This window comes from Micromonospora sp. 050-3, from assembly GCF_046549335.1.
Taxonomy (GTDB): domain Bacteria; phylum Actinomycetota; class Actinomycetes; order Mycobacteriales; family Micromonosporaceae; genus Micromonospora; species Micromonospora trifolii.
The window spans coordinates 2472582-2497674 of sequence record NZ_JAJPVX010000001.1 but is presented as its reverse complement, the minus strand read 5'-3'; the positions used below and the strand labels follow the sequence as shown (position 1 = coordinate 2497674).

General features: G+C 72.6%; 24 protein-coding genes and 1 riboswitch. Of the genes, 15 read left to right on the top strand and 9 right to left on the bottom strand.

Translation table 11 applies throughout. The annotated features are described in order from the left end of the window. Genes ACLJOK_RS11315 through ACLJOK_RS11300 form a run of 4 tightly spaced genes read left to right on the top strand, consistent with a single transcriptional unit; the run spans nt 1 to nt 4115 of the window. Entirely contained in the window at nt 1–792 is a 792-nt protein-coding gene (locus ACLJOK_RS11315; protein WP_410818155.1) for a DUF3050 domain-containing protein, read from the top strand. Next, complete coding sequence (locus ACLJOK_RS11310; protein WP_410818153.1) at nt 789–1763, top strand: thiamine pyrophosphate-dependent dehydrogenase E1 component subunit alpha; 975 nt, start codon at nt 789–791, stop codon at nt 1761–1763. The genes ACLJOK_RS11315 and ACLJOK_RS11310 overlap by 4 nt, the downstream gene beginning before the upstream one ends. Nucleotides 1764–1791: 28 nt before the next feature. After that, a complete protein-coding gene (locus ACLJOK_RS11305; protein WP_410818152.1) occupies nt 1792–2760 on the top strand; it encodes an alpha-ketoacid dehydrogenase subunit beta in 969 nt (322 codons plus the stop codon). Beyond that, nucleotides 2757–4115 carry a hypothetical protein gene (locus ACLJOK_RS11300; protein ID WP_410818150.1) on the top strand — a complete coding sequence of 453 codons (1359 nt, stop codon included), beginning with the start codon at nt 2757–2759 and terminating at the stop codon, nt 4113–4115. Before ACLJOK_RS11305 ends, ACLJOK_RS11300 begins: the two co-directional genes overlap by 4 nt. Before the next feature lie 39 nt (nt 4116–4154). Here the strand turns inward: ACLJOK_RS11300 and ACLJOK_RS11295 are convergent, their stop codons facing one another. The 5 genes from ACLJOK_RS11295 to ACLJOK_RS11275 form a co-directional block, all read right to left on the bottom strand. Then, on the bottom strand, nt 4155–4880 hold the full coding sequence (locus ACLJOK_RS11295; protein ID WP_410818149.1) for an SGNH/GDSL hydrolase family protein: 726 nt from the start codon (nt 4878–4880) through the stop codon (nt 4155–4157). Nucleotides 4881–4919: 39 nt separating this feature from the next. Continuing rightward, complete coding sequence (locus ACLJOK_RS11290; RefSeq protein ID WP_410818147.1) at nt 4920–5858, bottom strand: sialidase family protein; 939 nt, start codon at nt 5856–5858, stop codon at nt 4920–4922. A gap of 161 nt (nt 5859–6019) precedes the next feature. Beyond that, complete coding sequence (locus tag ACLJOK_RS11285; protein WP_410818145.1) at nt 6020–6424, bottom strand: MmcQ/YjbR family DNA-binding protein; 405 nt, start codon at nt 6422–6424, stop codon at nt 6020–6022. A gap of 90 nt (nt 6425–6514) precedes the next feature. Next, a complete protein-coding gene (locus tag ACLJOK_RS11280; RefSeq protein WP_410818144.1) occupies nt 6515–7738 on the bottom strand; it encodes an MFS transporter in 1224 nt (407 codons plus the stop codon). Continuing rightward, nucleotides 7735–9300 (bottom strand): AMP-binding protein, encoded by a 1566-nt coding sequence (locus ACLJOK_RS11275; protein WP_410818143.1) that lies wholly within the window; start codon nt 9298–9300, stop codon nt 7735–7737. The genes ACLJOK_RS11280 and ACLJOK_RS11275 overlap by 4 nt, the downstream gene beginning before the upstream one ends. A gap of 313 nt (nt 9301–9613) precedes the next feature. Between ACLJOK_RS11275 and ACLJOK_RS11270 the strand changes: the two genes are divergently transcribed. The 6 genes from ACLJOK_RS11270 to ACLJOK_RS11245 all read left to right on the top strand — a co-directional run bounded on the left by ACLJOK_RS11270 (nt 9614) and on the right by ACLJOK_RS11245 (nt 15945). Then, the gene (locus ACLJOK_RS11270; RefSeq protein ID WP_410819320.1) at nt 9614–10891 is read left to right on the top strand and encodes an SGNH/GDSL hydrolase family protein; all 1278 of its coding nucleotides are present in this window, start codon (nt 9614–9616) and stop codon (nt 10889–10891) included. A gap of 68 nt (nt 10892–10959) precedes the next feature. Then, nucleotides 10960–12171: a cytochrome P450 gene (locus ACLJOK_RS11265; RefSeq protein WP_410819319.1), complete on the top strand. Its 1212-nt coding sequence runs from the start codon at nt 10960–10962 to the stop codon at nt 12169–12171. A 7-nt stretch (nt 12172–12178) separates the two neighbouring features. After that, nucleotides 12179–13183: an alpha/beta hydrolase gene (locus ACLJOK_RS11260; protein WP_410818142.1), complete on the top strand. Its 1005-nt coding sequence runs from the start codon at nt 12179–12181 to the stop codon at nt 13181–13183. Continuing rightward, complete coding sequence (locus ACLJOK_RS11255) at nt 13176–14279, top strand: alpha-hydroxy acid oxidase (protein ID WP_410818141.1); 1104 nt, start codon at nt 13176–13178, stop codon at nt 14277–14279. Before ACLJOK_RS11260 ends, ACLJOK_RS11255 begins: the two co-directional genes overlap by 8 nt. 3 nt (nt 14280–14282) lie before the next feature. Beyond that, complete coding sequence (locus ACLJOK_RS11250) at nt 14283–15617, top strand: PLP-dependent aminotransferase family protein (RefSeq protein ID WP_410818139.1); 1335 nt, start codon at nt 14283–14285, stop codon at nt 15615–15617. 67 nt (nt 15618–15684) lie between these two features. Beyond that, on the top strand, nt 15685–15945 hold the full coding sequence (locus ACLJOK_RS11245) for a hypothetical protein (protein WP_091397680.1): 261 nt from the start codon (nt 15685–15687) through the stop codon (nt 15943–15945). 108 nt (nt 15946–16053) lie between these two features. Here ACLJOK_RS11245 and ACLJOK_RS11240 read toward each other — a convergent pair whose 3' ends face one another. From ACLJOK_RS11240 to ACLJOK_RS11230, 3 genes are all read right to left on the bottom strand, one after another. Further along, on the bottom strand, nt 16054–17490 hold the full coding sequence (locus ACLJOK_RS11240; protein WP_410818137.1) for a glycine hydroxymethyltransferase: 1437 nt from the start codon (nt 17488–17490) through the stop codon (nt 16054–16056). Between the two features lie 19 nt (nt 17491–17509). Then, a riboswitch (ZMP/ZTP riboswitch) is annotated at nt 17510–17599 on the bottom strand. A gap of 82 nt (nt 17600–17681) precedes the next feature. Beyond that, complete coding sequence (locus ACLJOK_RS11235) at nt 17682–18551, bottom strand: NAD(P)H-hydrate dehydratase (RefSeq protein WP_410818135.1); 870 nt, start codon at nt 18549–18551, stop codon at nt 17682–17684. Beyond that, nucleotides 18535–19266 carry a histidine phosphatase family protein gene (locus ACLJOK_RS11230; protein ID WP_410818133.1) on the bottom strand — a complete coding sequence of 244 codons (732 nt, stop codon included), beginning with the start codon at nt 19264–19266 and terminating at the stop codon, nt 18535–18537. The genes ACLJOK_RS11235 and ACLJOK_RS11230 overlap by 17 nt, the downstream gene beginning before the upstream one ends. A gap of 123 nt (nt 19267–19389) precedes the next feature. Between ACLJOK_RS11230 and ACLJOK_RS11225 the strand changes: the two genes are divergently transcribed. After that, nucleotides 19390–19716 carry a hypothetical protein gene (locus ACLJOK_RS11225; RefSeq protein ID WP_410818131.1) on the top strand — a complete coding sequence of 109 codons (327 nt, stop codon included), beginning with the start codon at nt 19390–19392 and terminating at the stop codon, nt 19714–19716. Between the two features lie 101 nt (nt 19717–19817). Then, nucleotides 19818–20789 carry a DNA polymerase domain-containing protein gene (locus ACLJOK_RS11220; RefSeq protein WP_410818129.1) on the top strand — a complete coding sequence of 324 codons (972 nt, stop codon included), beginning with the start codon at nt 19818–19820 and terminating at the stop codon, nt 20787–20789. Nucleotides 20790–20800: 11 nt separating this feature from the next. On the opposite strand, the gene ACLJOK_RS11215 is transcribed toward ACLJOK_RS11220, so the two are convergent. Next, nucleotides 20801–21307 carry an Lrp/AsnC family transcriptional regulator gene (locus tag ACLJOK_RS11215; protein WP_354946383.1) on the bottom strand — a complete coding sequence of 169 codons (507 nt, stop codon included), beginning with the start codon at nt 21305–21307 and terminating at the stop codon, nt 20801–20803. 105 nt (nt 21308–21412) lie between these two features. Here ACLJOK_RS11215 and pdhA point away from each other — a divergent pair, with 105 nt between their 5' ends. Genes pdhA through ACLJOK_RS11200 form a run of 3 tightly spaced genes read left to right on the top strand, consistent with a single transcriptional unit; the run spans nt 21413 to nt 24932 of the window. Next, nucleotides 21413–22579: a pyruvate dehydrogenase (acetyl-transferring) E1 component subunit alpha gene (pdhA, locus tag ACLJOK_RS11210; protein WP_410818127.1), complete on the top strand. Its 1167-nt coding sequence runs from the start codon at nt 21413–21415 to the stop codon at nt 22577–22579. Next, nucleotides 22576–23580, top strand: a complete 1005-nt coding sequence (locus ACLJOK_RS11205; RefSeq protein WP_410819316.1) for an alpha-ketoacid dehydrogenase subunit beta — start codon at nt 22576–22578, stop codon at nt 23578–23580. The genes pdhA and ACLJOK_RS11205 overlap by 4 nt, the downstream gene beginning before the upstream one ends. After that, nucleotides 23577–24932: a dihydrolipoamide acetyltransferase family protein gene (locus ACLJOK_RS11200; RefSeq protein ID WP_410818125.1), complete on the top strand. Its 1356-nt coding sequence runs from the start codon at nt 23577–23579 to the stop codon at nt 24930–24932. The genes ACLJOK_RS11205 and ACLJOK_RS11200 overlap by 4 nt, the downstream gene beginning before the upstream one ends. The last annotated feature ends 161 nt before the right edge of the window (nt 24933–25093 follow it).

The window sequence follows — 25093 nt, the reverse complement described above, 5'->3', positions numbered from 1 at the left end:
ATGTCACGGTACGACTGGGGTAAGACGCACCCGGGCATCGAGCGGTTGGAGCGGGCGGTGACCGACCGGCGCGACGTCGTGGTCAAGCACCCGCTCTACGCCAACCTCGACACCCACGAGGCGCTGGTCACCTTCATGCAGCACCACGTCTTCGCGGTCTGGGACTTCATGTCCCTGCTGAAGTCGCTGCAACGGCAACTGACCTGCGTCAGCGTGCCGTGGATCCCGACCGGCCCGACCGGCAGCCGCCGCCTCATCAACGACATCGTCATGGTCGAGGAGAGCGACGAGCTGGGCGGCGGCTACATCAGCCACTTCGAGCTGTACGTGCAGGGCATGGCCGAGGCCGGCGCGGACACCACTGCGGTGAACGCCCTCATCGACCTGCTGCGCGCCGGCCGGCCGGTCACCGAGGCGCTCGCCGAGGCCGGGGTGCCGGCCGCGTCGGCGAGGTTCGCCGCGACCACCTGGCAGATCATCGAGTCCACCCCGGTGCACTGCCAGGCGGCGGCCTTCGCGTTCGGCCGGGAGGACCTGATCCCGGACATGTTCACCCAGGTCGTCTCGGTCAACGAGCACAGCAACAGGCTGCACACCTTCGTCGACTACCTGGAGCGGCACATCGAGGTCGACGGCGAACAGCACACCCCGATGGCCATGCAGATGCTCGCCGACCTGTGCGGCGACGACGACAGCAAGTGGCAGGAGTGCGCCGAGACTGTCAACACCGCTCTCGCTGCCCGGGCCCGCCTCTGGGACGACATCCTGGCCGCCATCAAGGGGCCTGCGTGACCGACGCCGACCCGGTCCGGCTCTACCGCACGGTCCGGCTGATCCGCCGGTTCGAGGAACGGGCGGTGGAGCTGGTCCACGGCGGGCAGATCGTCGGCGGCATCCACCCGTACCTCGGTCAGGAGGGGATCGCCGCCGGCGTCTGCGCCGCGCTGGACGCCGACGACGTGCTCGCCGGCACCCACCGCGGGCACGGGCACGTCCTGGCCCGCGGTGCCGACCCGGCCCGGATGCTCGCCGAGCTGTGCGGCCGGATCACCGGCCTCAACGCCGGCCGGGGTGGTTCGATGCACGCCGCCGACCTGAGCATCGGCGTGCTCGGCGCCAACGCGATCGTCGGCGCCTCCGGGGCGATCATCACGGGCGCGGTCTGGGCCCACCGCCGCCAGGGCCGCGACACCGTCGGGGTGAGCTTCTTCGGCGACGGCGCTGTCAACGAGGGGATGCTGCTGGAGGCATTCAACCTGGCGGCGCTCTGGCGGGTGCCGGTGCTGTTCGTCTGCGAGAACAACGGTTACGCCACCACCATGCCGGTCGCCGGCGCGGTGGCCGGCAGCATCGCCGGCCGGGCCGCCGCGTTCGGCATCCCGGCCGTGCAGGTCGACGGCCAGGACCCCGAGACGGTACGCGTCGCCGCGTCCGCCGCCGTCGACCGGATGCGCGCCGGCGGCGGCCCCGAGCTGATCGAGGCCCGGACCTACCGCTTCGACGTCCACCACACCTTCGAACACGCGGTACGCCTCGACGGCTACCGGCCACCCGACGAGGTGACCCGTGGTCGGGCCCGGGACCCGGTGCGCATCCAGGGCGAACGCCTTCCCGACACCGACCGGACCGCCGTGGACGCCGAGGTCGAGGCGACCCTCGACGCGGCGGTGCGGTTCGCCCTGGGCAGCCCGGAACCCGACCCGGCCGACGCGTTGACCTACCTGTACGCCAGCGGCCTGACCGCCCGCACCGGAGGTGGCTGAATGACCGTGCGCACCGGAGGTGGCTGAGGTGCCCCGACTGTCGTACCGCCGGGCGCTGACCCGGGCCCTCGCCGACGAGTTGGCCCGCGACGAGGCGGTGTTCCTGCTCGGCGAGGACGTCCAGGTCGGTGCGTCGCTGGTGACCACCGGGCTGGCCAAGCGGTTCGGGACCGAACGGGTTCGCGACACCCCCCTGTCGGAGCAGGCGTTCACCAGCTTCGCCACCGGGGCGGCGCTGGCCGGGCTGCGACCGGTGATCGAGTTCCAGATCCCGTCGCTGCTGTTCCTGGTCTTCGAGCAGATCGTCAACCACGCGCACAAGTTCCCGCTGATGACCGGTGGGCAGTGCAGTGTTCCCGTCACCTACCTGGTGCCCGGCTCCGGCTCGCGTACCGGGTGGGCCGGGCAGCACTCCGACCACCCGTACAGCCTCTTCGCCCATGTCGGCGTGGTCACCGTCGTGCCGGCCACCCCGGCCGACGCGTACGGGCTGCTGGTCACCGCGATCCGCCACGACGACCCGGTGGTGGTGTTCGCGCCGGCCGGCGCCATGGACGTGCGTGACGACGTCGACGACCTCGCGCCGGTGCCGCTGGGCCGGGGACGGATCCACCGCTTCGGCGACGACGTGACGGTGGTAGCGATCGGGCACCTGGTGCACGACGCGCTCGCCGTCGCCGAGGAGTTGGCCGACCAGGTCTCGGTGGAGGTGTTCGACCCACGCACCCTGTACCCGTTCGACATCGACGGTCTCACCGAGTCGGTGACCCGGACCGGACGCCTCGTGGTGCTCGACGACGGTAACCGTTCCTGCGGGATGGCCGCCGAGATCATCGCGAGCGTGGTGGAGCGGGTCCGGCTGCTCGCCCCGCCGCGCCGGGTCACTCGCCCGGACGGTGCGGTGCTGCCGTTCGCCCCCGCACTGGACCGGGCCGTCCAGCCCGGCCGGGACCAGCTTGCCACCGCCATCCACCTGACACTGAAGGACGGATCATGATCGACCCGAACTATCCGTGGCCGGCGGCCGACCGGGCCTGGACCGACCTTCCGGAACCGGCCCGTCGGGCCATGGTGGCCAGCGGGGCGGCGGCCTGGGAGCAGGTCTTCCACGGCCGGGCCACCTACAACAAGCAGTGGCGGTTGGCCCGACCCCCGGTGCTCACCGCCGACGCCTGGCGGGAACTCAACGAGGTCTGCGACCGGCTGGCCCAGCTCATCCTCGACGCCTGCCGTCGGCGGGCCGGCACCGCCGGTGAGCTGCGCCGGCTGCTCGGCGTACCAGCGGGGGAGACCCGGCTGCTGGACGAGGCCGAGCCGCTGACCGAGGCGCTGCTGGCCGCGTACCGCCCGGACGTGATCTTCTCCGCCGGGGTGCCGAAGTTCGTCGAGTACAACATCGACAGCAGCCTCGGCGGCGGGTTCGACGCCGACACCGTCATCCAGCGGTACGCGGGCCTCTACCGGGAGCACGGCATTCTCGACGACCTGCCGGTGCGGGCCGCGCCGTCGCTGCTGGACCAGCGGTTCGTGGCGATCCGCGAGGAGCTGCGGCTGCCCGAGGGCACCCGGGTGGCGTTGCTGATGGACTTCGACGGCGACTACCCGGGCCTCGACGACCCGCAGACGTTCATCCGGATCCTCGACCCCCTCGCCGTGCGGGCCCGGGACTTCGGCATCGACCTGGTCATCGCCCCGGTCGCCACCGCCACAGTGGACGCCGACAACCGCCTGGTCGTCGACGGCGCGCCGGTCGACGCGTTGTTCCGGTTGTTCGTGCCCAACCGGGTCACCCCGACCGCTGGCCTGGACGCGGTGGCCGTGGCCCTCGCCGCCGGCACCCTACCGATGTTCGTGTCGGCGGCTGCCTGGCTGCTCGGTAACAAGACCACGTTCGGTTGGCTGTGGGAGGACGTGGACGGGCTGCCCGCCGACGACCAGGCACTGATCCGCCGGCACGTGCCGTACACGGTGCCGTTGACCGCCGCGGTGCTCGACCGGGCCATCGCCGAGCAGGCCACGCTGGTGGCGAAGCCGGCCGACGGTTCGGCCGGGCACGGCGTGCTGCTCGGCCCGGAGCTGAGCGCGGCGGACTGGGCCGACGGTGTGCGGGCCGCCGTCGACCAGGGCGGCGCCATCCTCCAGGAGTACCTGCCCACCGACCGGGTGTCGATGGACTTCGTCCAGATCGAGACGGGTGAGACGGTCACCGCCGACGTCCCGTACTCCCTGGCCCCGTACCTGTTCGGTCGCCACGCCTCCGGCGGCCTGGCGAGGGTCGGCTACCCCGGGTGCGACGGGATCCTCAACCTGGCCCACGGCGTCCTCCTGACCGGAATCCTCCTGACCGACTGAACCCGCTCGACCCCTGCCCTGCGCTCGTTGATCATGAAGTTATTGCCCATCGCGGCGGCGTGTCGTGGCAATAACTTCATGATCAACAGGGCCGGGGTGCCGGCGGGAGAGGGTGCGGAGGGTTTGGGCTGTTGCTATGGCGTCGCTGCGGGCGCTGCCGTGGCGGCCGTCGGTGCTGTAGAGGGTGGGGTCGGCCGTCAGAGGGTGGTCGGTCAGGTGCACGTGGATCGTGTTCAGGCGCTCGGCCAGGCCTGCGGTGTGCGCCGACAGACGGCGCATCCGTTCGCCCAGGCCGGGCCGGAGGTGCTCGGGCACCGCCGGGCTGTGCGAGACGTCGAACATGCCCACTGTGATCACGTCGGCGCCCACGTCGCGCAGCGCGGTGATCATCGCGGTCAGCTCGGCGTCCACCGCCTCCGCGTCGTACGCCGGGTGAAAGGCGTCGTTGCCGCCGCAGACGACCAGCGCGAGGTCCGGGGCGAAGGCCAGCGCCGGGGCGAGCTGGGTGGCCCGCACCTGGTGCGCGCGCAGCCCGCGTCGACCCAGATTCCGGTACGCCAGCTCGGGGCGCACGGCGGTCAGCTCGGCGGCGACCCGGTCGACCCACTGCACGTCCGGGTAGCCCGGTGTCGGCTCACACATGCCCTCCACGACGCTGTCGCCGAGCGCCACGAACCGCCGCCACGGGTGCCCGCGCAGCAGTTCGTCGGCCTCCCCGGGGCGCAGACAGTGCGGATCCGTCGATTCGGTGAACGTCGATGGCATGCCGGCACGCTAGCCGACCGCCGGGCTGCCGGGCCAGGCTCAGCCGGTCAGGCTGACCTCGGCCAGGTAGACACAGGTCCGCCCCTCGTGCGACGAGTAGTAGCTCACCCACAGCAGGTCGTCGTGCCAGACCAGGCCGGGGTAGCTGGTGTCTCCGCCGGACGGCAGCGCGACCAACTCGGTCAGCTCGCCCCGGTCCGGGTCCACGACGCAGATCGCGGTACGGACCTCGCCGTCGTGCAGCCGCACCCCGGCCAGCAGCAGCCCGTCGGGCAGTCGGAGCAGCGTCGGCCCGCCCACCTGGACACCCAGGTCGGTCCAGGTCCAGTCCCGGTACGGCGGCACGGCCCTGCCGAGCTGCGCGCTCGCGGTGGCCGCATCCCGCCTCAGCAGGCAGAGGGCGGTGCCGTCCGGGGCGAAGACCAGGCCGGACTCGTTGGGGTACCCGTCCTCGAACAGCGTCGGCACCCAGGGCCGCAGGTCCACACCGTCCGTGCTGCGGTAGAGCCGGGCGAACCTCGGCTCCCGGGTGGCGTAGCCGACGCCGTACATCGCGTCGTCGTGCCAGGCGGCCCGCCACACCCAGACGCCTGGCTCGCCCACCGGGTTCGGATCGCCCCAGGTGTGCCCGTCGGTGGACAGCCAGGTCACCGTCTGGAACGTCTTGGTGGCCTCGCCGGTGGCGGCCGCTGCCAGTAGTTGCAGCCGCCCGTCGGGTCGCGCGACGAAGCGCGGGTCGCGCAGGTCGGTGCCGGCCTGCGCGATGACTGTCGCGGAGGTCCAGGACCGGCCGTCGGTCGAGGTCAGCACCCGGATCACGCCGTCGTCGCTGAGGTGGGTGCGGGCCTCCCGGAAGGCGCAGAACCAGCTTCCGGCGTACCGGACGAGGTCGGTGAACGCGCTGTGCGGCGCGCTGTCGCCGATCCGGCGCACGGCGGTGACCTCGGCGGTGCGGCGGCGGGTGGGTGACGACGTCATACGCGGCGGCCTCCAGGTGCGGTGACGACGGTCGACGCTAGCCGTCCCCGGTCGACGCCCGCGCGGCCAGCAGCCGAACGTCCGACGAACAACGTGGGCTGTCGCACTGCGCGACTGCGCTGCCGTACCGAACACGCCACCCCGGCTGCCGCCGGGCGCTGCTAGGCGTCGGTCGGTCCCTGTTCGGTGCGGTGGGTGGCGGCGAGCCGCTTCGGGGCGCGTGCGTACCACGCCTCGGTGATGACCTCGATCAGCTCGGACGGGTTGATCCGGTCGAGTCGGACCAGCACCGCCGGGTAGCCGTCGAAGTGCGGGGTGGTGAGGTAGACCGACGGGTCGTCGGCGAGCAGTGCGTCCTTGACGCCGAGGTCGGCCACTCGTACGCCGAGGAGCGGGCCGTCGGGCGCGGCGGCACCGAGGGCGTCGAGGTCGGCCTGCCGCAGCGGTCGCTCCCAGACGAATGGTTTGTCGCGCACCCGCCAGGCCGGCAGCCCATCGTACGAGGGCCGCTCGGTGGCCTCCGGCAGCGCGAGCGCGATCCGACGGACGTCGTCCCAGCTGGCCATGCACAGACGGTACGCGCTCAGCGGGCCACGCTCTGCTCGCGAGGAGTTCCGCCCGAGTCTTCTGGCATGGCCGGCAGCCCGCGTGTCGCGTCAGGGCGTGACGGCGGGGGTGGACTGCGTCTGCGTCTTCGACTCGGACGAGCGGGCCACCAGCGGATACGCGGTGACCACCAGGCACGCCGCTGCCATGGTCAGCAGGGCCGGGGTGAATCCCAGAGCGTCCACCGACCAGCCGCCGAGCAGCCCGCCGACCGGCAACCCGACGAACGCCAACGAACCGGCGATGCCGATCACCCGGGTCTGCAACTCCGGCGGCACCCGCTCGTAGAGCGCCACCCCGAGCAGCGGGTTGATCGCCGCGATGCCGATTCCGGACAGGAACGTCACCACGAGCACCACCGGCAGTTCGTCGCTGATCGCCAGCGCCACCAGCCGGGGCGTGCCGGCGACCAGCGCGCCGACCAGGAACGTCAGTCGCCGGGGCAGGCGGGGCCCGAGCGTCGTGAAGACCAGGTTGCCCAGCAGCGCGCCCGCCGAGAACGCCGCCAGCACCAGGCCGAGACCGCTCGGGCCGGACAGCTCCCGGGCGACCCAGACCGGGATGTAGACGGCAACGCTGGCGTTGGCCACCATGTTCAGCGCCGAGATGACGGCGAGCATGCCGAGCAGCGGCCGGTCCCGGCCCAGGTAGCTGAAGCCACCCCGCAGGGCGCGCAGATAGCTCTCCGGCTGGGCGGGTTGCGTCGGGGTGGCCGGCGGGCGGACCAGGACGCCGATGAGCAGTGCGCAGACGCCGAAACTGGCCGCGTCGATGAGGATTGCCTCGGTCACCCCGAACGCGGCGATCAGCAGACCGCCCACGGCGACGCCGAACAGGGTCACCACCCGGCTGAGCCCGTCGTACGCGGAGGTCAGCCGGATCAGCGGCACTCCGGCGGCCTCCGCGACCGGGCGGAACATCACGTGCTTCACCCGGTCCCCGATGCCCCGCAGCGCGCCGGCCACCGCGACGAGCGCCACCAGCGGGACGAAGCCCAACCACGGGGTCAGCGCCACGACGACCATCACTACCGCGCTACCCGCGTCGCAGAGGATTGAGGTACGGCGCAGGCCGATCCGGTCCGCCCAGGGCGTGCCCAACGCGCTGGACAGCAGGTACGGCAGGGTCTCGGCGAACGCGACAAGGCCCATCTTGGTGGGGCTGCCGGTGGTGACCAGCACCAGCCACGGAATGGTCACCACCGAGATGCGGGTGCCCAGATTGGAGATCAGGTCGGCGCTGACCAGGACGACCAGCTGTCGGCGGGGGGTCACGCCCCGACCGCCGCCGCCCGACGGCCCGCGTATTGGGCGCGCAGCGCCCGCTTGTCCACCTTCATCGACCGGTTCACCGGCAACTGGTCGACGAATTCCACAGCGGCCGGCGCCCACATCTCGTTGAGTTCGGCGGTCACCAGGTCGATCAGCTCCGCCCCGGCGACCGTCGCGTCCGGGGCGAGCACCACGTACGCGTACGGGACCTCACCGGCCGTCTCGTCCGGTACGCCGATCACGGCGGCGGCCCGTACCCGCGGGTGCCCGGCCAGCACGTCCTCGATGGGGCGGCAGAAGATCGGCCAGCTCCGTCGTTTCGTGAGGATCGCGTCGTCTGCCCGGTCGACCAGGTAGAGGTAGCCGTCGTCGTCGAGGTGACCGATGTCGCGGGTTCGCACCCAGCCGTCCACGAGCGTCTGCGCGGTCAGCTCCGGCTGGCCGTGGTAGCCGGCGAAGCTCAGCCGGGTGTGCACCCACACCACGCCGTCGCGGCCGGTCGGGAGCACGGTGCCGTCGTCGCCGCGGATCTCGATGCGGACGTCGCCGTAGGGCCGCCCGCAGGAGCCCAACCGCTCCGGGTGCTCCGGATCGTCGGTCAACCCGGGCAGCGCGGTGATCACGACCGCCTCGCTGAGGCCATACACGATGCGCAGCACCGGGCCGAACCGCGCGATGGCCTGGCGCAGCCGGGCTGGCGCGGCGGGCCCGGCGCCCACGTTGAACATGAACATGGCGGAGAAGTCCGCGCCGACCAGCGCCGGGTGGTCCAACACCTCGTAGAGCATCGGCGGGGTGACGAAGGTCGAGTTGATCCGCTCCCGCTGCACGGTGTTCACGAAGGCCACCGGGTCCCAGTCGTCGCGCAGGAACAGCACCCCGCCGGTGAACAGGTTGAACAGCGTGGTGATCTGCCCGCTGGCCAGCCACATCGGCGAGTGCGACAGGTGCCGCAGCAGCGGGAACCCGGCGGCGCGGAAGTCGGCGGCCAGGGTGAGGATCTGGGCGTAGAAGCTCTCCCGGTGGTGCACCAGCTTGGGGCTGCCGGTGGTGCCGCTGGTCTGCAGGAACGACTCGGGCGCTGGCACTGACGCCGGCAGCTCCGCCACGTCGGCGTCGGTGTCGGCGGTGAGGTCGGGGCCGGCGCCGCCCGCGCCCAGACAGCAGACCGGTGTGTCGGGCAGCGCGGCGGCCAGCTCCGGGCCCAGACTGGCCCGGTCCCGGGCGTCGTAGACAAGGGCGTCCGGGCGGGCCAACCGGATGAACTCGTCGACCTCCCGGCGCGCGGTCACCGGGGCGACCCACATCGTCCGGCAGCCGAGCAGGTGCAGGGCGAGTTGCAGCAGTGGACCCTCCACCGCGTTCGCGACGGTCACCAGCACCGCCGACCCGGGCCGTACGCCGTGCCGGGTCAACGTCGCGGCCATCGCCCGGACCCGCGCGGCGGCCTCGGTGTAGGTGAGTCGCCGATCGGCGCCGACCAACGCCTCCCGGTCGCCGAATTCGGCGAAGAGGTCCAACACACTGTGCACGTAGGTAGTGGTGTGCCCGGGTCCGTCAGTCATCCGGCAGCCCCCATCCGAGAAAGCGGCGGTCCCCGGGCAGCTCCCGGTGACGACGCGACGGTGGCGCGCTTGGGCGACCGCACCGCCGCCGCCTGGAAGCCTAGGCGGGAAACGGCTGGTCGGAACCGTGCCGAAGGGCGGTCCGAGCGGCCCGCCGGACATTTGATCGCGTCGATCAGGTTGATTGACGCCCGTCAGCGGCGGCGGCTAGGTTTCTGGACCATCGTCCAGGCGGGCGCCGTCAGCGGACGGCCCTGGGCTGCCACACGATGGAGGTTCCATGGCAACGGCAACCCCGAAGAGATGGCCTGTCATCGCCGCTGCGGCCGCGCTGTTGGTCGCCGGCGCACCCGCCGTCGTCGCCAGCGCCGGTCCGTCCGGCACCGTCGCCAGCCGACCCGACCGCGCCGACTGGGCGGGCAGTTGGGCCACCGCGGTCACCCGGGGCAACTCGGTCGGGTTGACCAACACTGGCCTCAACGACCAGAGCGTCCGGATGATCGTGCACGTGTCGGTGGGCGGCCCGGCGCTGCGGGTCCGCCTGAGCAACCTCTACGGCGAGCAGGCGGTCAAGGTCGGGCGCGCCACAGTGGCCCGACCGAACACCGCGACTCCCGACGACCTCTCCGACATCGACGCGGCGTCGGTGCGTCCGTTGACCTTCACCGGTGCCACCACGGCGACCATGAATCGGGGCGCCGAACTGCTCAGCGACCCGTTGGCCTTCCCGGTCGCTGACGACAGCGACCTGGTGGTCACAGTGCACTTCCCGACGCCGACCGGCCCGACCACGTTCCACGGGCAGTCCCAGCAGGCCAACTTCATCGGCGCCGGGGACCTGACCGGGGCGGCCGAGGGCACCGGGTTCACCACCCGTCCCACCTGCTGCTGGTTCTTCCTCTCCGGCGTCGACGTGCAGCGCAAGGGCAGCCCCGGCGCACTGGTGGTGCTCAGCGATTCCATCGGTGACGGCAACGGCAGCACCGTCAACGCCAACCGGCGCTGGCCCGACCTGCTCTCAGACCGGCTGCTCGCCGACCGGCCGGACAAGCGCACCCCGGGCGTGCTCAACCTGAGCCTGGCCGGCAACCGGCTCAACCACGAGGGCACCGAGCCGGGCGACGGCAACTACCCGGGCTACTACCAGCTCGGCCCGAACGCGGCGGCACGGCTCAACGAGGACGTCTTTCCCCAGACCGGGGTGCGTACCGTCGTCACCCACCTGGGCATCAACGACATCTGGATGTCGAACGACTCACCCGAGGCGATCATCGGCACGCTGCGGCAGATCAACCAGCAGCTCCAGCAGCGCGGGCTGACCAGCCTGGTGGCCACGCTGACGCCGTACGAGGGGCACGGCGCGCCGGGCGTGTGGACGGCGCAGAAGGAGGCCACCCGCCAGGCGGTGAACGCGTACCTGCGCGGCAGTCGGGAGTTCGACGGGCTGCTCGACTTCGACCGGGTGCTGCGCGACCCGGCACGGCCCAGCCAGCTGCTGCCCGCGTACGACTCGGGGGACCACATCCACCCGAACGACGCCGGTAACCAGGCACTGGCAAACGCCGTGCCGCTGCGGCTGCTCGACCTGTGACATCGGCCGGGGGCGGCGGGGGATCCCCGCTGCCCCCGGTCACCGACATCCTGGCGGAGGAGTTGGCCGTGGACGTGGACGAGATACTCACCGGCCTGTACAGCGAGGAGGGCAGACAGGACCCGTACCCGTGGTACGCGGACCTGCACCGGCTCGGCCCGATCAGCGCGGTGCCGGCGCGCGCCGAGCACCGGACGGTGGCCGCCGTCGCTGTCGGCTACGACCTCGTCGACGGGTTGCTGCGCGATCCGGAGTGGACGAAACAGCCGCCGCCGGGCTGGGAGGAGCAGGAGATCCTGCGGACTTTCCAGACCTCGATGATGTTCGTCAACCCGCCCGATCACACCCGGATGCGACACGTCTTCTCCCGTACCTTCACGCCGCGCCGGCTCGGCGCGCTGGAACCGGTGATCCTGCGGGTGGTCGACGAGCTGCTGGACCGGATGGCGGACGCCGGGGAGAGCGTCGTCGACTTCGTGGCCGACTTCGCGTACCCGATCCCGGCCCTGGTGATGGCCGAGTTCATCGGCATCCCGGCCGCCGAGTTGCCGTGGTACCGCGAGCGGGTGGAGTGGATCGACGAGTTCCTGGACGTGGCCGGGAAGACGCCGCAGCGGCTGGCCGCGGCCAACACCGCCGCGCGGGAGTTGCGGGCCTTCTACCGGGAGCTGCTCGGGCACCGCCGCCGGGTGCCCGGGGACGACCTGCTCAGCGCGCTGGTCGAGGCGCTCGACTCCGGGGAGGTGGAGCTGACCGAGGAGGAGTTGGTCAGCAACCTGATCGTGCTGTTCAACGCCAGCTTCGTCACCACCGTCTACATGTTCAGCAACGGACTACCGTTGCTGCTGGCCCACCCGCAGACCGTCGCGGCGCTGCCCACCGACGCCACGCTCGCGCAGGGCTGCGTCGACGAGGTGCTGCGGTTGGCGAGCCCCGTGCACTTCCTGGCCCGTGCCGCGCCGGCCGACACAGTGCTGCACGGCGTACCGGTCGCCACTGACGACAACGTGCTGATCATGATCGGAGCGGCCAACCGCGACCCGGCCCGCTTCCCGGCCCCGGACACCTTCGACCCGACCCGTTCCGGCCCTCCGTCGCTGGCCTTCGGGGTGGGCCCGCACTTCTGCCTCGGCGCGGCGGTGTCGCGGTTGGAGGGCCGCCTCGCGCTGCCCCGGCTGTTCGCCCGGTTCCCCGCGCTGACGGTCACCGAGACGCCCACGTACAGCGGCAGCCTGTTCCTGCGCGGCATCGACACGTTGCTGGTCAGCACCGGTGGATAGGAGCGACATGGCAGTGCACCCGGAGGTGGCGGCCTACCGGGCGGCCCGTGCCGCGGCCGGCACCCCGCCGCTGTACGCGCAGACCCTGTCCGAGGCGCGCGCCGCGGACCTGGCCGCGATCCGCGCCGGCAGCGGCGCGGTCGAGCCGGTGACCGAGGTACGCGACACGCGGATCCCCGGCCCCGCCGGGGAGCTGCCGCTGCGGGTGTACCGGCCGACCGGGTCGGGTCCGCTGCCCACCCTGCTGTACTTCTTCGGCGGCGGGTGGACGCTCGGCAGCGTCGACACCGCCGACGGCATCTGCCGGCGCCTGGCCAACGCGGTGCCCTGTCAGGTGATCACCGTCGGCTACCGCCTCGCCCCGGAGCACCCCTTCCCAGCGGCGGTGCACGACTGCCACGCTGCCACCTCGTGGATCGCCCGGCACGCCGACGAGCTGGGCGTGGACCCGACCCGGGTGGCGGTGGGAGGCGACAGCGCCGGCGGCAACCTGGCCGCCGCGGTGACCCTGCTCAGCCGTACGGACGGGCCGCCGCTCGCCGCGCAGCTGCTGGTCTACCCGAACACCGACCAGAGCGGCGAACCGGCCGGGGACGACGACCCGGCGCTGTTCAACCGCCGATCGGTCGCCTGGTACCGGACGCACTACCTGGCCGACCCGGCGCACGCCAAGGATCCGCTGGCCTCGCCGCTGCTCGCCGACGACCTGTCCGGGTTGCCGCCGGCGCTGGTGATCACCGCCGAACTGGATCCCCTGTGCGCCGAGGGGCAGCGGTACGCCGAGCGGCTGCGCGACGCTGGCGTATCCACCCGGTTGGCGCACTACCCGGGCATGATCCACGGGTTTTTCGCCATGCCGGGCACCTTCGCCGACGGACGGCGCGCGCAGGATAGCGCTGCGGCCTTCCTCCGCGAGCGCTTCGGGCTGCCGGCCGGGGCGGGCGAGGCCGACGACCTGGCCGGCCCGGCCGAGCCGGGAGCCGCGACGGGCCCGGCGGCGGGCGATGGGTGAGCGGGTGTTGGCCGACCCGCCGGCCGTGTCGCTCGCCGACTACGCCGAGCGGGCCCGGGCCGTGCTGCCGCCGGACGTATGGGACTACCTGGCCGGCGGCAGCGCGGCGGAGGTGACCCTCGCCGCGAACCGTCACGCGCTGGACCGGGTCGCGGTGCTGCCCCGGGTGCTGCGCGGGGTGGACACCGTCGACCTCGGCACCCATCTGCTCGGCCGTTGGTACGCCATGCCGGTCGGGGTGGCGCCGATGGCGTACCAGCGGCTGGTGCACCCGGACGGGGAGTTGGGTCTGGCGGCGGCGGCTGGCACGGCTGGGATCCCGTACCTGGCCAGCACGCTGGGCAGCACCCCCATCGAACAGGTCACCGCGGCGGGCGCGGACGTCTGGTTCCAGCTCTACTGGCTGCGCGACCGGGCGCTCGTCCGCGACCTGCTGGACCGGGTCGTCGAGGCCGGGTGCCGGGCGCTGGTGGTCACCGTGGACGTCCCGGTGCTCGGCCGACGTCCCCGGGACCTGCGCAACGCGTTCCGGCTGCCGGCCGAGGTGGTCGCCGCGAACCTCCCCGACGGTCGCGACGCGCTGGCGCACTCCGGTGCCCCCGGGGTGTCCGCGATCGCCGCGCACACCGCCGCGTCGTTCGCGCCGGCGCTGCGCTGGGCGGACCTGGCGTGGCTGCGCGAGCAGGTCGACCTGCCGCTGGTGGTCAAGGGGCTGCTGGACCCGCGCGACGCGACCGAGGCGGTACGGGTCGGCGCGGACGCTGTGGTCGTCTCCAACCACGGCGGGCGGCAACTGGACGGCTCACCGGCGAGCGTCACCATGCTGCCGGAGGTCGTCGACGTGGTCGGGGACGGCTGCCAGGTGCTGCTGGACAGCGGCATCCGGTGCGGCACCGACGTGTTGCGGGCGCTGGCGTTGGGTGCGGCCGGGGTGCTGGTCGGCCGGCCGCTGCTCTGGGCGCTGGCCGTCGGTGGCGAAGCGGCCGCCCGGAACGCGTTGGGGTTGCTCGTCGCCGAGTTGACCGACGCGCTCACCCTGGCGGGCTGCGCCGACGTGGTGGCGGCCGGCGAGCTGCGCACCCTCGGGGTGGGGTGAGGGATGAGCGCCGCCGAACCGGTCGACCTGACCGTCGCCGACCTGCACCCCGCGCTGGGCGATCCGGCGCTGACCTCGATGAACTTTCTCAACGAGGTGTCCGAGCGCTACCCGGCGGCGGTGTCCCTCGCGGCCGGCCGGCCGTACGAGGAGTTCTTCGACCTCGCGGCGGTGCACCGGCACCTGGACACCTTCCACCGGCACCTCGTCGACGACCTGGGGCACCGACCCGAGCAGGCCCGCCGGCTGCTGCTCCAGTACGGCCGGACCAAGGGCATCGTGCACCACCTGATCGCCCGCAACCTCGCGGTCGACGAGGGGATCACCGTCGACCCGGAGGGCATCGTGGTGACCGTCGGCTGCCAGGAGGCGATGTTCCTGGTGCTGCGGGCGCTGCGGGCCGGGCCGACCGATGTGCTGCTCGCGGTCGCCCCGACCTACGTCGGGCTGACCGGGGCGGCCCGGCTGGTGGACCTGCCGGTGTGGCCGGTCGCTGGTGGGCCGACCGGGGTCGACCTCGCCGACCTGGCCGCCCAGGTACACCGGGCCCGGGCGGCGGGGCTGCGGCCGCGCGCCTGCTACGTGATGCCGGACTTCGCCAACCCCTCCGGGGTCAGCATCGATGCCACCCACCGGCAACGGCTGCTGGACCTGGCCGCGCGGGAGGATCTGCTGCTGCTGGAGGACAACCCGTACGGCCTGTTCCACAGCGAAGACGGGCCGCGCCCGCCCACTCTCAAGGCGTTGGACACCGGGCGGCGGGTCGTCTATCTCGGCTCGTTCGCCAAGACCGTGCTCCCCGGCGCACGGGTCGGGTACGTCGTCGCCGACCAGCGGGTGGCCGGCCCGGACGGGCGGGTCGGCCCGCTCGCCGACCAGCTCGCCATGATCAAGAGCATGGTCACTGTGAACACGTCGCCGATCGCGCAGGCGGTTATCGGCGGCCGGCTATTGGAGCACGGATGCAGCCTGGTGGCCGCGAACACCCGGGAGCGGTCCGCGTACACCCGGAATCTGCGCCACCTGGTGGCCGGCCTCACCCGGCGCTTCCCCGATCAGCCGGACCAGCCGGACGGGCCGGCGGTGCGGTGGACGGTGCCGGCCGGCGGCTTCTTCGTGGTGGTGACAGTGCCGTTCCCGGTCGACGACGCGTTGCTGGACCGCTCGGCGCGCGACTACGGGGTGTTGTGGACGCCAATGGCGCACTTCTACGACGACACCGCGCCGGTGTGCGCGTTGCGGTTGTCGGTCAGCGCTGTCACACCGGAGCAGATCGACGTCGGGCTGGATCGCCTCACGGCGCTGATCACCGACGAATTGGCTCGCCGGGCGGGTTGACACACCGCGTTCATCGGATGGCAATGCGCGACGACCCGCGTGCCGCCGTCCTGGTTGGACGGTCATAATAAGCCGCATGGTTGCCTGGGAGTACGCCCTGCTCGTCCGTCGCTATCAGGGACAGGGCCGCAATTTTCACGTCTCGTTCGTCTGGTACGCGCCGGACGGGTCCCGCAAGGACATCACCGCCTACGGCGACACCGCCATCGCGCACCTCAACCGCGCCGGCCGGGAGGGGTGGGAGCTGGTCTCCGCCGCCGAGGACGTCAACAACGTCCAGGGCAGCACCGAAGTCCACCGCTATCACCTGAAGCGCCCGATGGCCTGAGGGCCGCCGGCCTGTCCGCGTCGATCATGGAGTTGTGGTGGTGGACAAAAGTCGCCGACCACCCTGATTCGGGCACCACAACTCCATGATCGACGCGAGTCGGTCGGCTCAGCTCAGGTCGACGCCGGGGTAGAGGGGGTACGTGGCAAGCAGGTCGGTGGCCTGGCGGGCGACCTTGTCGGCCAGTCCGGCGTCCAGCGTGTACTTCGCCTTCGACGGGGTGCCGTCGGCGTTGGCGCCGGCGGTGGTCTGGGTCAGCACGGTGTGGATCAGCTCGGCGGTCTGGTCCATCTCGGCGGTGCCCAGGCCCCGGGTGGTCAGCGCCGGGGTGCCGATCCGGATGCCGGAGGTGTACCAGGCGCCGTTCGGGTCCTGCGGGACCGAGTTGCGGTTGGTGACGATGCCCGAGTCGAGGAGCGCCTGCTCGGCCTGCCGGCCGGTGAGCCCGTAGCCGGACACGTCGATGAGCACCAGGTGGTTGTCGGTGCCGCCGGTGACCAGCGTGGCGCCCCGGCTCAGCAGCCCCTCGGCGAGCGCCTGGGCGTTGTCGACGATCCGCTGGGCGTAGTCGGCGAAGTCGGGACGGCGGGCCTCCGCGAGCGCGACGGCCTTGGCGGCCATCACGTGCGGCAGCGGGCCGCCGAGCACCATCGGGCAGCCCCGGTCCACCTGGTCGGCCAGCTCCGGCTGGCAGAGCACCATGCCGCCGCGCGGGCCGCGCAACGACTTGTGCGTGGTGGTCGTGACGATGTGCGCGTGCGGCACCGGGTCGAAGTCGCCGGTGAACACTTTGCCGGCCACCAGGCCCGCGAAGTGCGCCATGTCGACCATGAAGGTGGCGCCGACCGAGTCGGCGATCTCGCGCAGGATCCGGAAGTTCACCTTCCGGGGGTACGCCGAGTAGCCGCCCACCAGGATCAGCGGCTTGAACTCACGGGCGGCCTCGGCCACCCGGTCGTAGTCGATCAGGCCGGTCGTCGGGTCGGTGCCGTAGCTGCGCTGGTCGAACATCTTGCCGGAGATGTTCGGCCGGAAACCGTGGGTGAGGTGGCCGCCGGCGTCCAGCGACATGCCGAGCATCCGCTGGTTGCCCAGCTCCCGGCGCAGCGCGAACCAGTCGGCCTCGCTGAGGTCGTTGACCTGGCGGACCTGGGCCTTCTTGAGGGCGGGGGACTCCACCCGGTCGGCCAGGACGGCCCAGAAGGCGACCAGGTTGGCGTCGATGCCCGAGTGCGGCTGTACGTACGCGTGCGCGGCGCCGAACAGCTCCCGAGCGTGCTCGGCGGCGAGCGCCTCGACGGTGTCGACGTTCTGGCAGCCGGCGTAGAAGCGGCGGCCGACGGTGCCCTCGGCGTACTTGTCGCTGAACCAGTTGCCCATGGCCAGCAGGGTCGCCGGTGAGGCGTAGTTCTCGCTGGCGATCAGCTTGAGCGACTCCCGCTGGTCGGTCAGCTCGGCGCCGATGGCGTCGGCGACCCGCGGCTCGACAGCCCGGATCACCTCAAGGGCACTCCGGAATGCGGTGGATTCGGCGTTGCGGGACATGCGACCTCCAACAGACGTGCGGGAAGGCCCAGGCGCTCGGCAAACGTCCACGTGACGAGGCCGCTCCCCGATGGTTCTCCATCCCCACGCGCCAGTAACGGCCCGGGAGGATCCTACCGGGCCGTTACCGGCCGTTCGGGCCGCCCTCCAGCGAAGCTCTGCCGAGGTTCGACGAAGGGGCCTGGGTCCGATCAGACCATGGCCAGGGTGCGGGGGATCTCGTCGAGCAACTCCCGAGCCAGAAAGCCGATCCGGCCGTAGCGGGGGATCAGCCGCTGACCGCTCACCGAATGCGCGAACGAGCCCCAGCAGGCCGCCTGCGCCGGGTCGGCACCCCGGGACAACAGCCCCGCCAGCAACCCGGCGAGCACGTCCCCGCTGCCGGAGGTGCCCAACCCGGCGTCGCCGCTCTCCTCCCGCCAACCCCGCCCGTCCGGGGCGGCCACGTGCCCGTACAGCGACACGACCGCCTCGTACCGGGCGGCCAACTCGGCCGCCTCGGCGTCCAGGTCGTCGCCCGGGTCCCGCCCGAGCAGGTGCCCGGCCTCGGTGACGTTGGGGGTGAGCACCACGGGTCGACCCGAGCCGACCAGCAGGTCCGGTGCGTGGCTGAGCGCACCGAGGGCGTACGCGTCGAGCACCAGCGACGTGTCCGGACGGGCCGCCTCCAGGACCAGGCTCAGCAGGCGGTTGGTCTCGTCGATCGCCTTCAGGCCGGGGCCGATGGCCACCACGTCGGCCTGCGTGACCAGCTCGCCGAGCTGGCCGTCCCGGTCGGCGGCCACCGCGCCGTCGGAGGTCTCCGGCAGACCGACCACCAGCGCCTCGGGCACCTGGATGCTCAGCGCGGCGGCGGTGGACTCGGCGGCGGCGAGCTGGAGCACCCCGGCACCGGCGCGCAACGCGGCCACCCCGGCGAGCAGCACCGCGCCCGGCGTGAAGCGGGAACCGCCGACCACCAGCACGGTGCCCCGGCTCTCCTTTCCACCGACCGGCACCGGCAGCGCCCAGTCCCGCAGCAACGCCGGGGTGATCACCTTCACCTCAGACCGGCTCGGCATGGATCTCGTCCTCCCTGGTCGGCTGGGCGCCCTGCTGACGCAGATGCGCGACATTGTTGAAGGCGGTGAGGGCCAGGCGGTCGTCGCCGTCCGCCGACCACTCGGTGATCGAACAGTTGGCGATCACGTCCTGCCGGGTGAGCGCCATCAGCTCGTCCTCGGTCAACCCCTCCAGCAAATAGCGAAGCAGGAAGACCAGCGCGTCGTGGCCGAAGAGCAGCACCCGGCAACCCTCGTGGTCCCGGCGCAGGTCGCCCAGCAGCGTCCGCAGCCGCAACGCCACGTCCGTCCAGGACTCACCGCCCGGCGGCCGGTAGTAGAACTTGCCCAACCGCTCCCGACGCTCGGCCTCGTCCGGGTAGCGCCGGCGCACCCCGTGCCCGGTCAGCCCGTCGAGGATGCCCAGCTCCCGGTCGCGCAGCCGCTCGTCGCGGTGGACGGGAATGCCGGTGCCGGCCAGCGCCAGCCGCGAGGTCTGCACCGCGCGCAGGTACGGCGACACCACCGCCACATCCGGGCGCTTCGCGTCCGGCAGCTCGGCCAGCCAACGGCCGGTCGCCCGAGCCTGCTCCTCGCCGGTCGCGGACAGCGGCACGTCGGCGTCGCGGTGGGTGAGGTCGATCAGTTCCGCGCCCGACGCCTCGGCCTGCGTCGCCGCGACGTTCGCGGTGCTCTCGCCGTGCCGGACGATCCAGAGGGTTGCCAGTTCCGCCATGCGGCCCCCCTACCCGGGCGCCGCCGCCGGTAACCGTATCCGGTCTCCGCTGTCGGTTTCGGGGCAGCGCCGCGACCTGGTGATGCGAAACAATGTGCGCCGGACAGCCGACGGGGGTCGACGATGACAGTCTTGCGAGGTCTGCGGGAAGCGCTCCTGTTGTTCGTGGTGGTCGGGGCGGTTGTCGCGGTTGCGGCAATGATCTGGGTGGCGGTCGCTGGCGGTGACTACGCCGCCCGGCTGGGCATCGGGTTGGTTGTGGTGGGCGGGCTACTCGGCGTGACGGGCGACCTGACGCTGAGTCGGATCGGCATGCTCGGCCCGCGTGCCACCTTCGGTGCCGGGCCAGAGCGGGAGACGGCCGACGGTGGGCGCGTGCTCACCGGGGTCGGCATATTTCTCTTCGTCGGGCTGCCACTGATCGTGGTCGGCGTGCTGCTGCTCACCTGACTCAGCGCGTCATCGCTGCCGTGCTAGGGCAGCTCCGTCGGCGGCGCGCCAGTGTCCGCTCGGTCGGTGTACGGCGCGCTCGTGCGTCGTACCCTCAGGGCGTGGCCACGGCGGCGGAGGAGATCCAGGTGGGGGAGCGGCTGGTCCGCGTCTCCAGCCCCGACAAGCCGTATTTTCCGGAGCGTGGGCTGACCAAGCTGGACGTCGTCCACTATTTCCTGGCGGTCGGCGAGGGCATCCTGCGGGCGCTACGGGATCGGCCGACAATGCTGGAACGCTGGCCCCGTGGCGTCTTCGAGGGCGCGACGATCGCCACCCGGCAGACCAACCGGGGCGACGCGTTCTACCAGAAGCGCCTGCCGGCCGGCGCGCCCGAGTGGGTGCGGACGGCGCACATCACCTTCCCCAGTGGCCGTACCGCCGACGAGGTCGCGCCGAGCGAGTTGGCAGTGGTCATCTGGGCGGCCAACCTGGGCACCCTGCGGTTCCACCCGTGGCCGGTCACCGCCGCCGACGTGGAACGCCCCGACCAGTTGCGCATCGACCTGGACCCGATGCCCGGCGTCGGCTTCGAGCAGGTGGTGCCAGTGGCGCACGAGGTGCGGGCGTTCCTCGCCGAGCTGGGCATGACCGGCTACCCGAAGACCACCGGCGGTCGGGGGTTGCACGTCTACATATCGATCGAGCCGCTGTGGAGTTTCGGCGACTGCCGTCGGGCGGTGCTCGCGCTGGGCCGGGAGATGCAGCGCCGGCTGCCGGACCTGGTCACCACCACCTGGTGGCGCGAGCAACGGGACCGGCCGGTCTTCGTCGACTACAACCAGATGGCCCGGGACCACACGGTGACCTCGGCGTACTCGATCCGGCCGACGCCGGCAGCGCTGGTCTCCGCGCCGCTGGACTGGTCGGAGCTGGACCAGGTCCGACCGGAGGACTTCGACGTGCTCAGCATGCCGGCTCGGTTCGCCGAGCGCGGCGACCCGCACGCCGGGCTGGACGGTGACCGGCACTCGCTGGAACCGCTGCTGGAGTTGGCCGACCGCGACGGGCTGGAGGCCCCGCCGGAGCGCTGAGCCGCTGCCGGTCACGCCCAGGGGCTGCCCACCCCGTCGAACTCCTCGAAGACCAGCCAGGTGCGGGTGGACAGCACCCCGGGAATGCTCTGCACCCGGCCCAGCACCACGTCGCGCAGCGCGGCGTTGTCCGGCGCCCGTACCAGCGCGAGCACGTCGTGGTCGCCGCCGAGCAGCGCGGCGTGCTCGATGTAGCGCACCTGGGCCAGCTCGGCCGACACTTCCCGCCAGGTGTTCTGCTCGATGGTCAGGGCGATGTACGCCGACGTGCCCAGCCCGGCCGCCTCGGGCGCCACCTGGGCCCGGAACCCGGTGATCACCCCGTCGCGGAGCAACCGCTCCACCCGCGCGTACGCGTTGGTGCGGGAGATGTGGATGCGCTCGGCGAGGGTGCGCACCGAGGTTCGGCCGTCGCGGACCAGCTCGTCGAGGATCCGCCGGTCGACCTCGTCCAACGCTCGGGCCGATCGTCCCGATCCCGCGCCCCGGCTCGCTTCGTCGGCGGTCTCCTGGCTCACTGATGGGCCCTCCGCATGCCAACCGTCCCGCCTTCCGTGTCGATCTTGAGTCAATCATCCACAAGCGGAAGCATAGGCTCACCACACGTCCCAGGAGGTTCCGCCGTGACGACCACTCCCCAGGCGGTCCGCAGGGCATCCCCGCGCACCCGTCGAACGGTCACCCCGCCCGACCCGGCGCGCTCGTTGCTACCGGACGCCGAGCCCGTCCGCCTGCTCGCCGAGAACGGCACGCCCCTGCCCGCCCGCGCCGACTACCCCGAACCACCCGCCGAGGTGCTGCGCGAGCTGTACCGGCGGATGGTGCTCGGCCGCCGCTTCGACACCCAGGCGACCGCCCTGACCAAGCAGGGCCGACTCGCCGTCTACCCGTCCTCGCGAGGCCAGGAGGCCTGCCAGGTCGGCGCGGTGCTCGCGGTCCGCGACACCGACTGGGTCTTCCCCACGTACCGCGAGTCGATGGCGCTGGTTGCCCGAGGCATCGACCCGGTCGAGGTGCTCACTTTGCTGCGTGGCGACTGGCACTGCGGCTACGACCCCACCGCTGTGCACACCGCACCGCAGTGCACCCCCCTCGCCACCCAGTGCGTGCACGCCGCCGGGCTGGCGTACGGCGAGGCGTACCAGGGTCGCGACACGGTGGCGCTGGCCTTCATCGGCGACGGCGCCACCAGCGAGGGCGACTTCCACGAGGGGATCAACTTCGCCGCCGTGTTCAAGGCGCCGGTCGTCTACTTCGTGCAGAACAACAAGTACGCCATCAGCGTCCCGCTGTCGCGGCAGACCGCTGCGCCGTCGCTGGCCTACAAGGGCGTCGGCTACGGCGTACCCAGCGAGCAGGTCGACGGCAACGACCCGGTCGCTGTGCTCGCCGTGCTCACCCGCGCGGTCGCCCACGCCCGGGCCGGCAAGGGGCCGTTCCTGGTCGAGGCGCACACCTACCGGATGGAGCCGCACACCAACGCCGACGACGCCAGTCGCTATCGCGACGGCGCCGAGGTCGACGCCTGGCGGGACCGGGACCCGGTCGCCCGGCTGGAGACCTACCTGCGCGCCCGCGGCGTGCTCGACGACGCGGCGGTCGCCGAGATCGCCGAGCAGGCCGAGGCGTACGCGGCGGACCTGCGGACCCGGATGAACGAGCAGCCCAGTGTCGACCCGCTGAGCCTCTTCGACCACGTCTACGCCGAGCCCACCCCACAGCTGATCGAACAGCGTGAGCAGGTCCGCGCCGAGCTGGCCGCCGCCCATGCCGAGGAGGGTGACGCCTGATGGCCACCACCATGGCGAAGGCGCTCAACACCGCGCTCGCCGACGCGCTCGCCGCCGACGACCGGGTCGTCGTCTTCGGTGAGGACGTCGGCGCGCTCGGTGGCGTCTTCCGGATCACCGACGGCCTCCAGGCCCGCTTCGGCGAGAAGCGCTGCTTCGACACCCCCCTCGCCGAGGCCGGCATCGTCGGCTTCGCCGTCGGCATGGCCATGTCCGGCCTGCGCCCGGTGGTCGAGATGCAGTTCGACGCGTTCGCGTACCCGGCCTTCGAGCAGATCGCCTCGCACGTGGCGAAGCTGCGCAACCGCACCCGGGGCGCGCTGAGCGTGCCGATCGTCATCCGCGTGCCGTACGCGGGCGGGATCGGCGGCGTCGAACACCACTGCGACTCGTCCGAGGCGTACTACGCGCACACCCCCGGGCTGAAGGTCGTCACCCCGGCGACCGTCGACGACGCGTACTCGCTGCTGCGTGAGGCGATCGAGGACCCCGACCCGGTGGTCTTCATGGAGCCCAAGAAGCTCTATTTCGCCAGCGCCGAGGCGTCTCTGCCGACCCGCAACGAGCCGTTCGGCCGGGCCGTCGTGCGTCGGCCCGGACGCGACGCCACACTGGTGGCGTACGGGCCGGCGGTGCCGGTCGCGCTGGAGGCCGCCGAGGCCGCCCGGGAGGAGGGGTGGGACCTGGAGGTCGTCGATGTGCGCACCATCGTGCCGTTCGACGACGAGACCATCACCGCCTCGGTCCGGCGTACCGGCCGGTGCGTGGTGATCCAGGAGGCGCCCGGCTTCGCTGGCGTCGGCGCGGAGATCGCCGCCCGGGTGCAGGAGCGCTGCTTCCACGCGCTGCACGCCCCGGTGCTGCGGGTCGCCGGGCTGGACATCCCGTACCCGGCGCCGATGCTGGAGCACACCCACCTGCCCGGCGTGGACCGGGTGCTCGACGCGGTGGCCCGCCTCCAGTGGGACGACAAGCCGGACGCGCGTTGGGCGGCGGCATGACCATCGTCGAACGGACGCAGGTCTTCCTCCTGCCCGACCTGGGCGAGGGGCTCAGCGAGGCCGAGATCGTCGAGTGGCGGGTCGCCGTGGGTGACGTGGTCACCGTCGACCAGAGCGTGGTCGAGGTGGAGACCGCCAAGGCCGTCGTCGACGTGCCCTGCCCGTACGCCGGCCGGGTGGTCACCCTGCACGGCGCGGCCGGTGAGGTACGCCCGGTCGGCCAGCCGTTGATCACCATCGCGCCGCTGGACGGGGGCGACGAGCCCGCTGGGCACGCCACCTACCGCGAGGAGGAGCGGGCCGGCTCCGGCAACGTGCTGATCGGGTACGGCACCGGCCACGGCACTGCCACCCGTCGTCGGCGTCGGCCTCGACTGGCGGTGGCCCCCGAACCGCTCGACGCCGGCCCGACCGCTTCCGGTGGCGCGTCCGGCGCGGCTGCCGCGTCCGGTGACCCGGCACCACCGGTCGCCGCCCTGGTCATCTCGCCGATCGTGCGGCGGCTGGCCCGCGAGCACGGAGTCGACCTCGACACGGTGCGGGGCACCGGACCCGGAGGCGTGATCCGCCGCGCCGACGTGGAGGCCGCGCTGACCGCGCCCGCCGCCCGGCTCGCCGCCGTGCCGGACCCGCAGGTCGGGTCGGCCCCGGTCGGGGACGGCGACGTGATCGTCCCGCTGACCGGCGTCCGCAAGGTGATCGCCGACAAGCTCTCCCGCAGCCGGCGGGAGATCCCGGAAGTGACCATCTGGGTCGACGTGGACGCCACCGGGCTGCTGGAGACCCGCGCCGCGATCAACGCGGCGACGCCCGACGCGCCGGTGAGCATCCTGGCCCTGCTGGCCCGGATCTGCCTCAGTGGTCTGCGCCGGTTCCCGCAGCTCAACGCCCGGGTCGACACCGAGGCGCAGCGCATCGTCCAGTCCGCCGGGGTGCACCTCGGCATTGCCGCGCAGACCGACCGGGGACTGCTGGTGCCGGTGCTGCGCGACGCCCAGCGGCTCACCACCGCCGAGCTGGCCGCCGAACTGGCGTCGACCACCGCCGCCGCGCGGGCCGGCAGCCTGCCCCCGGCCCGGCTGACCGGTGGCACCTTCACGCTGAACAACTACGGGGTGTTCGGCGTCGACGGCTCCACGCCGATCATCAACCACCCCGAGGCGGCTCTGCTCGGGGTCGGGCGGATCGTGGACAAGCCGTGGGTGGTCGACGGGCAGCTCGCCGTCCGCAAGGTGACCCAGCTCAGCCTCACCTTCGACCACCGGGTCTGCGACGGCGGGGTGGCCGGCGGCTTCCTGCGGCACGTCGCCGACTGCGTGGAGCGACCGGCGCTGCTGATCGCCGCCGTCTGACGCGTACCCCCTCGGCCCCGGCGCCGCCCGTGCGGCGCCGGGGCCGACGCACGTCCGGGCCTCCCCGGCGGTGTCATCGGGCCGGGCCTCCCCGGCGGTGTCATCGGCCCGGGGTTTCCCTGCGGCCTCACCGGGAAGTCGGCCCCGCCGGAGCGCACCGA

Excerpts from the sequence above, each read along its gene's own strand:
- ACLJOK_RS11315 (WP_410818155.1), top strand. The coding sequence starts at position 1 with ATGTCACGGTACGACTGGGGTAAGACGCACCCGGGCATCGAGCGGTTG.
- ACLJOK_RS11295 (WP_410818149.1), bottom strand. The coding sequence starts at position 4,880 with ATGCCATCGACGTTCACCGAATCGACGGATCCGCACTGTCTGCGCCCC.
- ACLJOK_RS11275 (WP_410818143.1), bottom strand. The coding sequence starts at position 9,300 with ATGACTGACGGACCCGGGCACACCACTACCTACGTGCACAGTGTGTTG.
- ACLJOK_RS11300 (WP_410818150.1), top strand. The coding sequence starts at position 2,757 with ATGATCGACCCGAACTATCCGTGGCCGGCGGCCGACCGGGCCTGGACC.
- ACLJOK_RS11225 (WP_410818131.1), top strand. The coding sequence starts at position 19,390 with ATGACAGTCTTGCGAGGTCTGCGGGAAGCGCTCCTGTTGTTCGTGGTG.
- ACLJOK_RS11290 (WP_410818147.1), bottom strand. The coding sequence starts at position 5,858 with ATGACGTCGTCACCCACCCGCCGCCGCACCGCCGAGGTCACCGCCGTG.
- ACLJOK_RS11255 (WP_410818141.1), top strand. The coding sequence starts at position 13,176 with ATGGGTGAGCGGGTGTTGGCCGACCCGCCGGCCGTGTCGCTCGCCGAC.
- ACLJOK_RS11250 (WP_410818139.1), top strand. The coding sequence starts at position 14,283 with ATGAGCGCCGCCGAACCGGTCGACCTGACCGTCGCCGACCTGCACCCC.
- ACLJOK_RS11260 (WP_410818142.1), top strand. The coding sequence starts at position 12,179 with ATGGCAGTGCACCCGGAGGTGGCGGCCTACCGGGCGGCCCGTGCCGCG.
- ACLJOK_RS11285 (WP_410818145.1), bottom strand. The coding sequence starts at position 6,424 with ATGGCCAGCTGGGACGACGTCCGTCGGATCGCGCTCGCGCTGCCGGAG.
- ACLJOK_RS11235 (WP_410818135.1), bottom strand. The coding sequence starts at position 18,551 with ATGCCGAGCCGGTCTGAGGTGAAGGTGATCACCCCGGCGTTGCTGCGG.
- ACLJOK_RS11240 (WP_410818137.1), bottom strand. The coding sequence starts at position 17,490 with ATGTCCCGCAACGCCGAATCCACCGCATTCCGGAGTGCCCTTGAGGTG.
- ACLJOK_RS11230 (WP_410818133.1), bottom strand. The coding sequence starts at position 19,266 with ATGGCGGAACTGGCAACCCTCTGGATCGTCCGGCACGGCGAGAGCACC.
- ACLJOK_RS11200 (WP_410818125.1), top strand. The coding sequence starts at position 23,577 with ATGACCATCGTCGAACGGACGCAGGTCTTCCTCCTGCCCGACCTGGGC.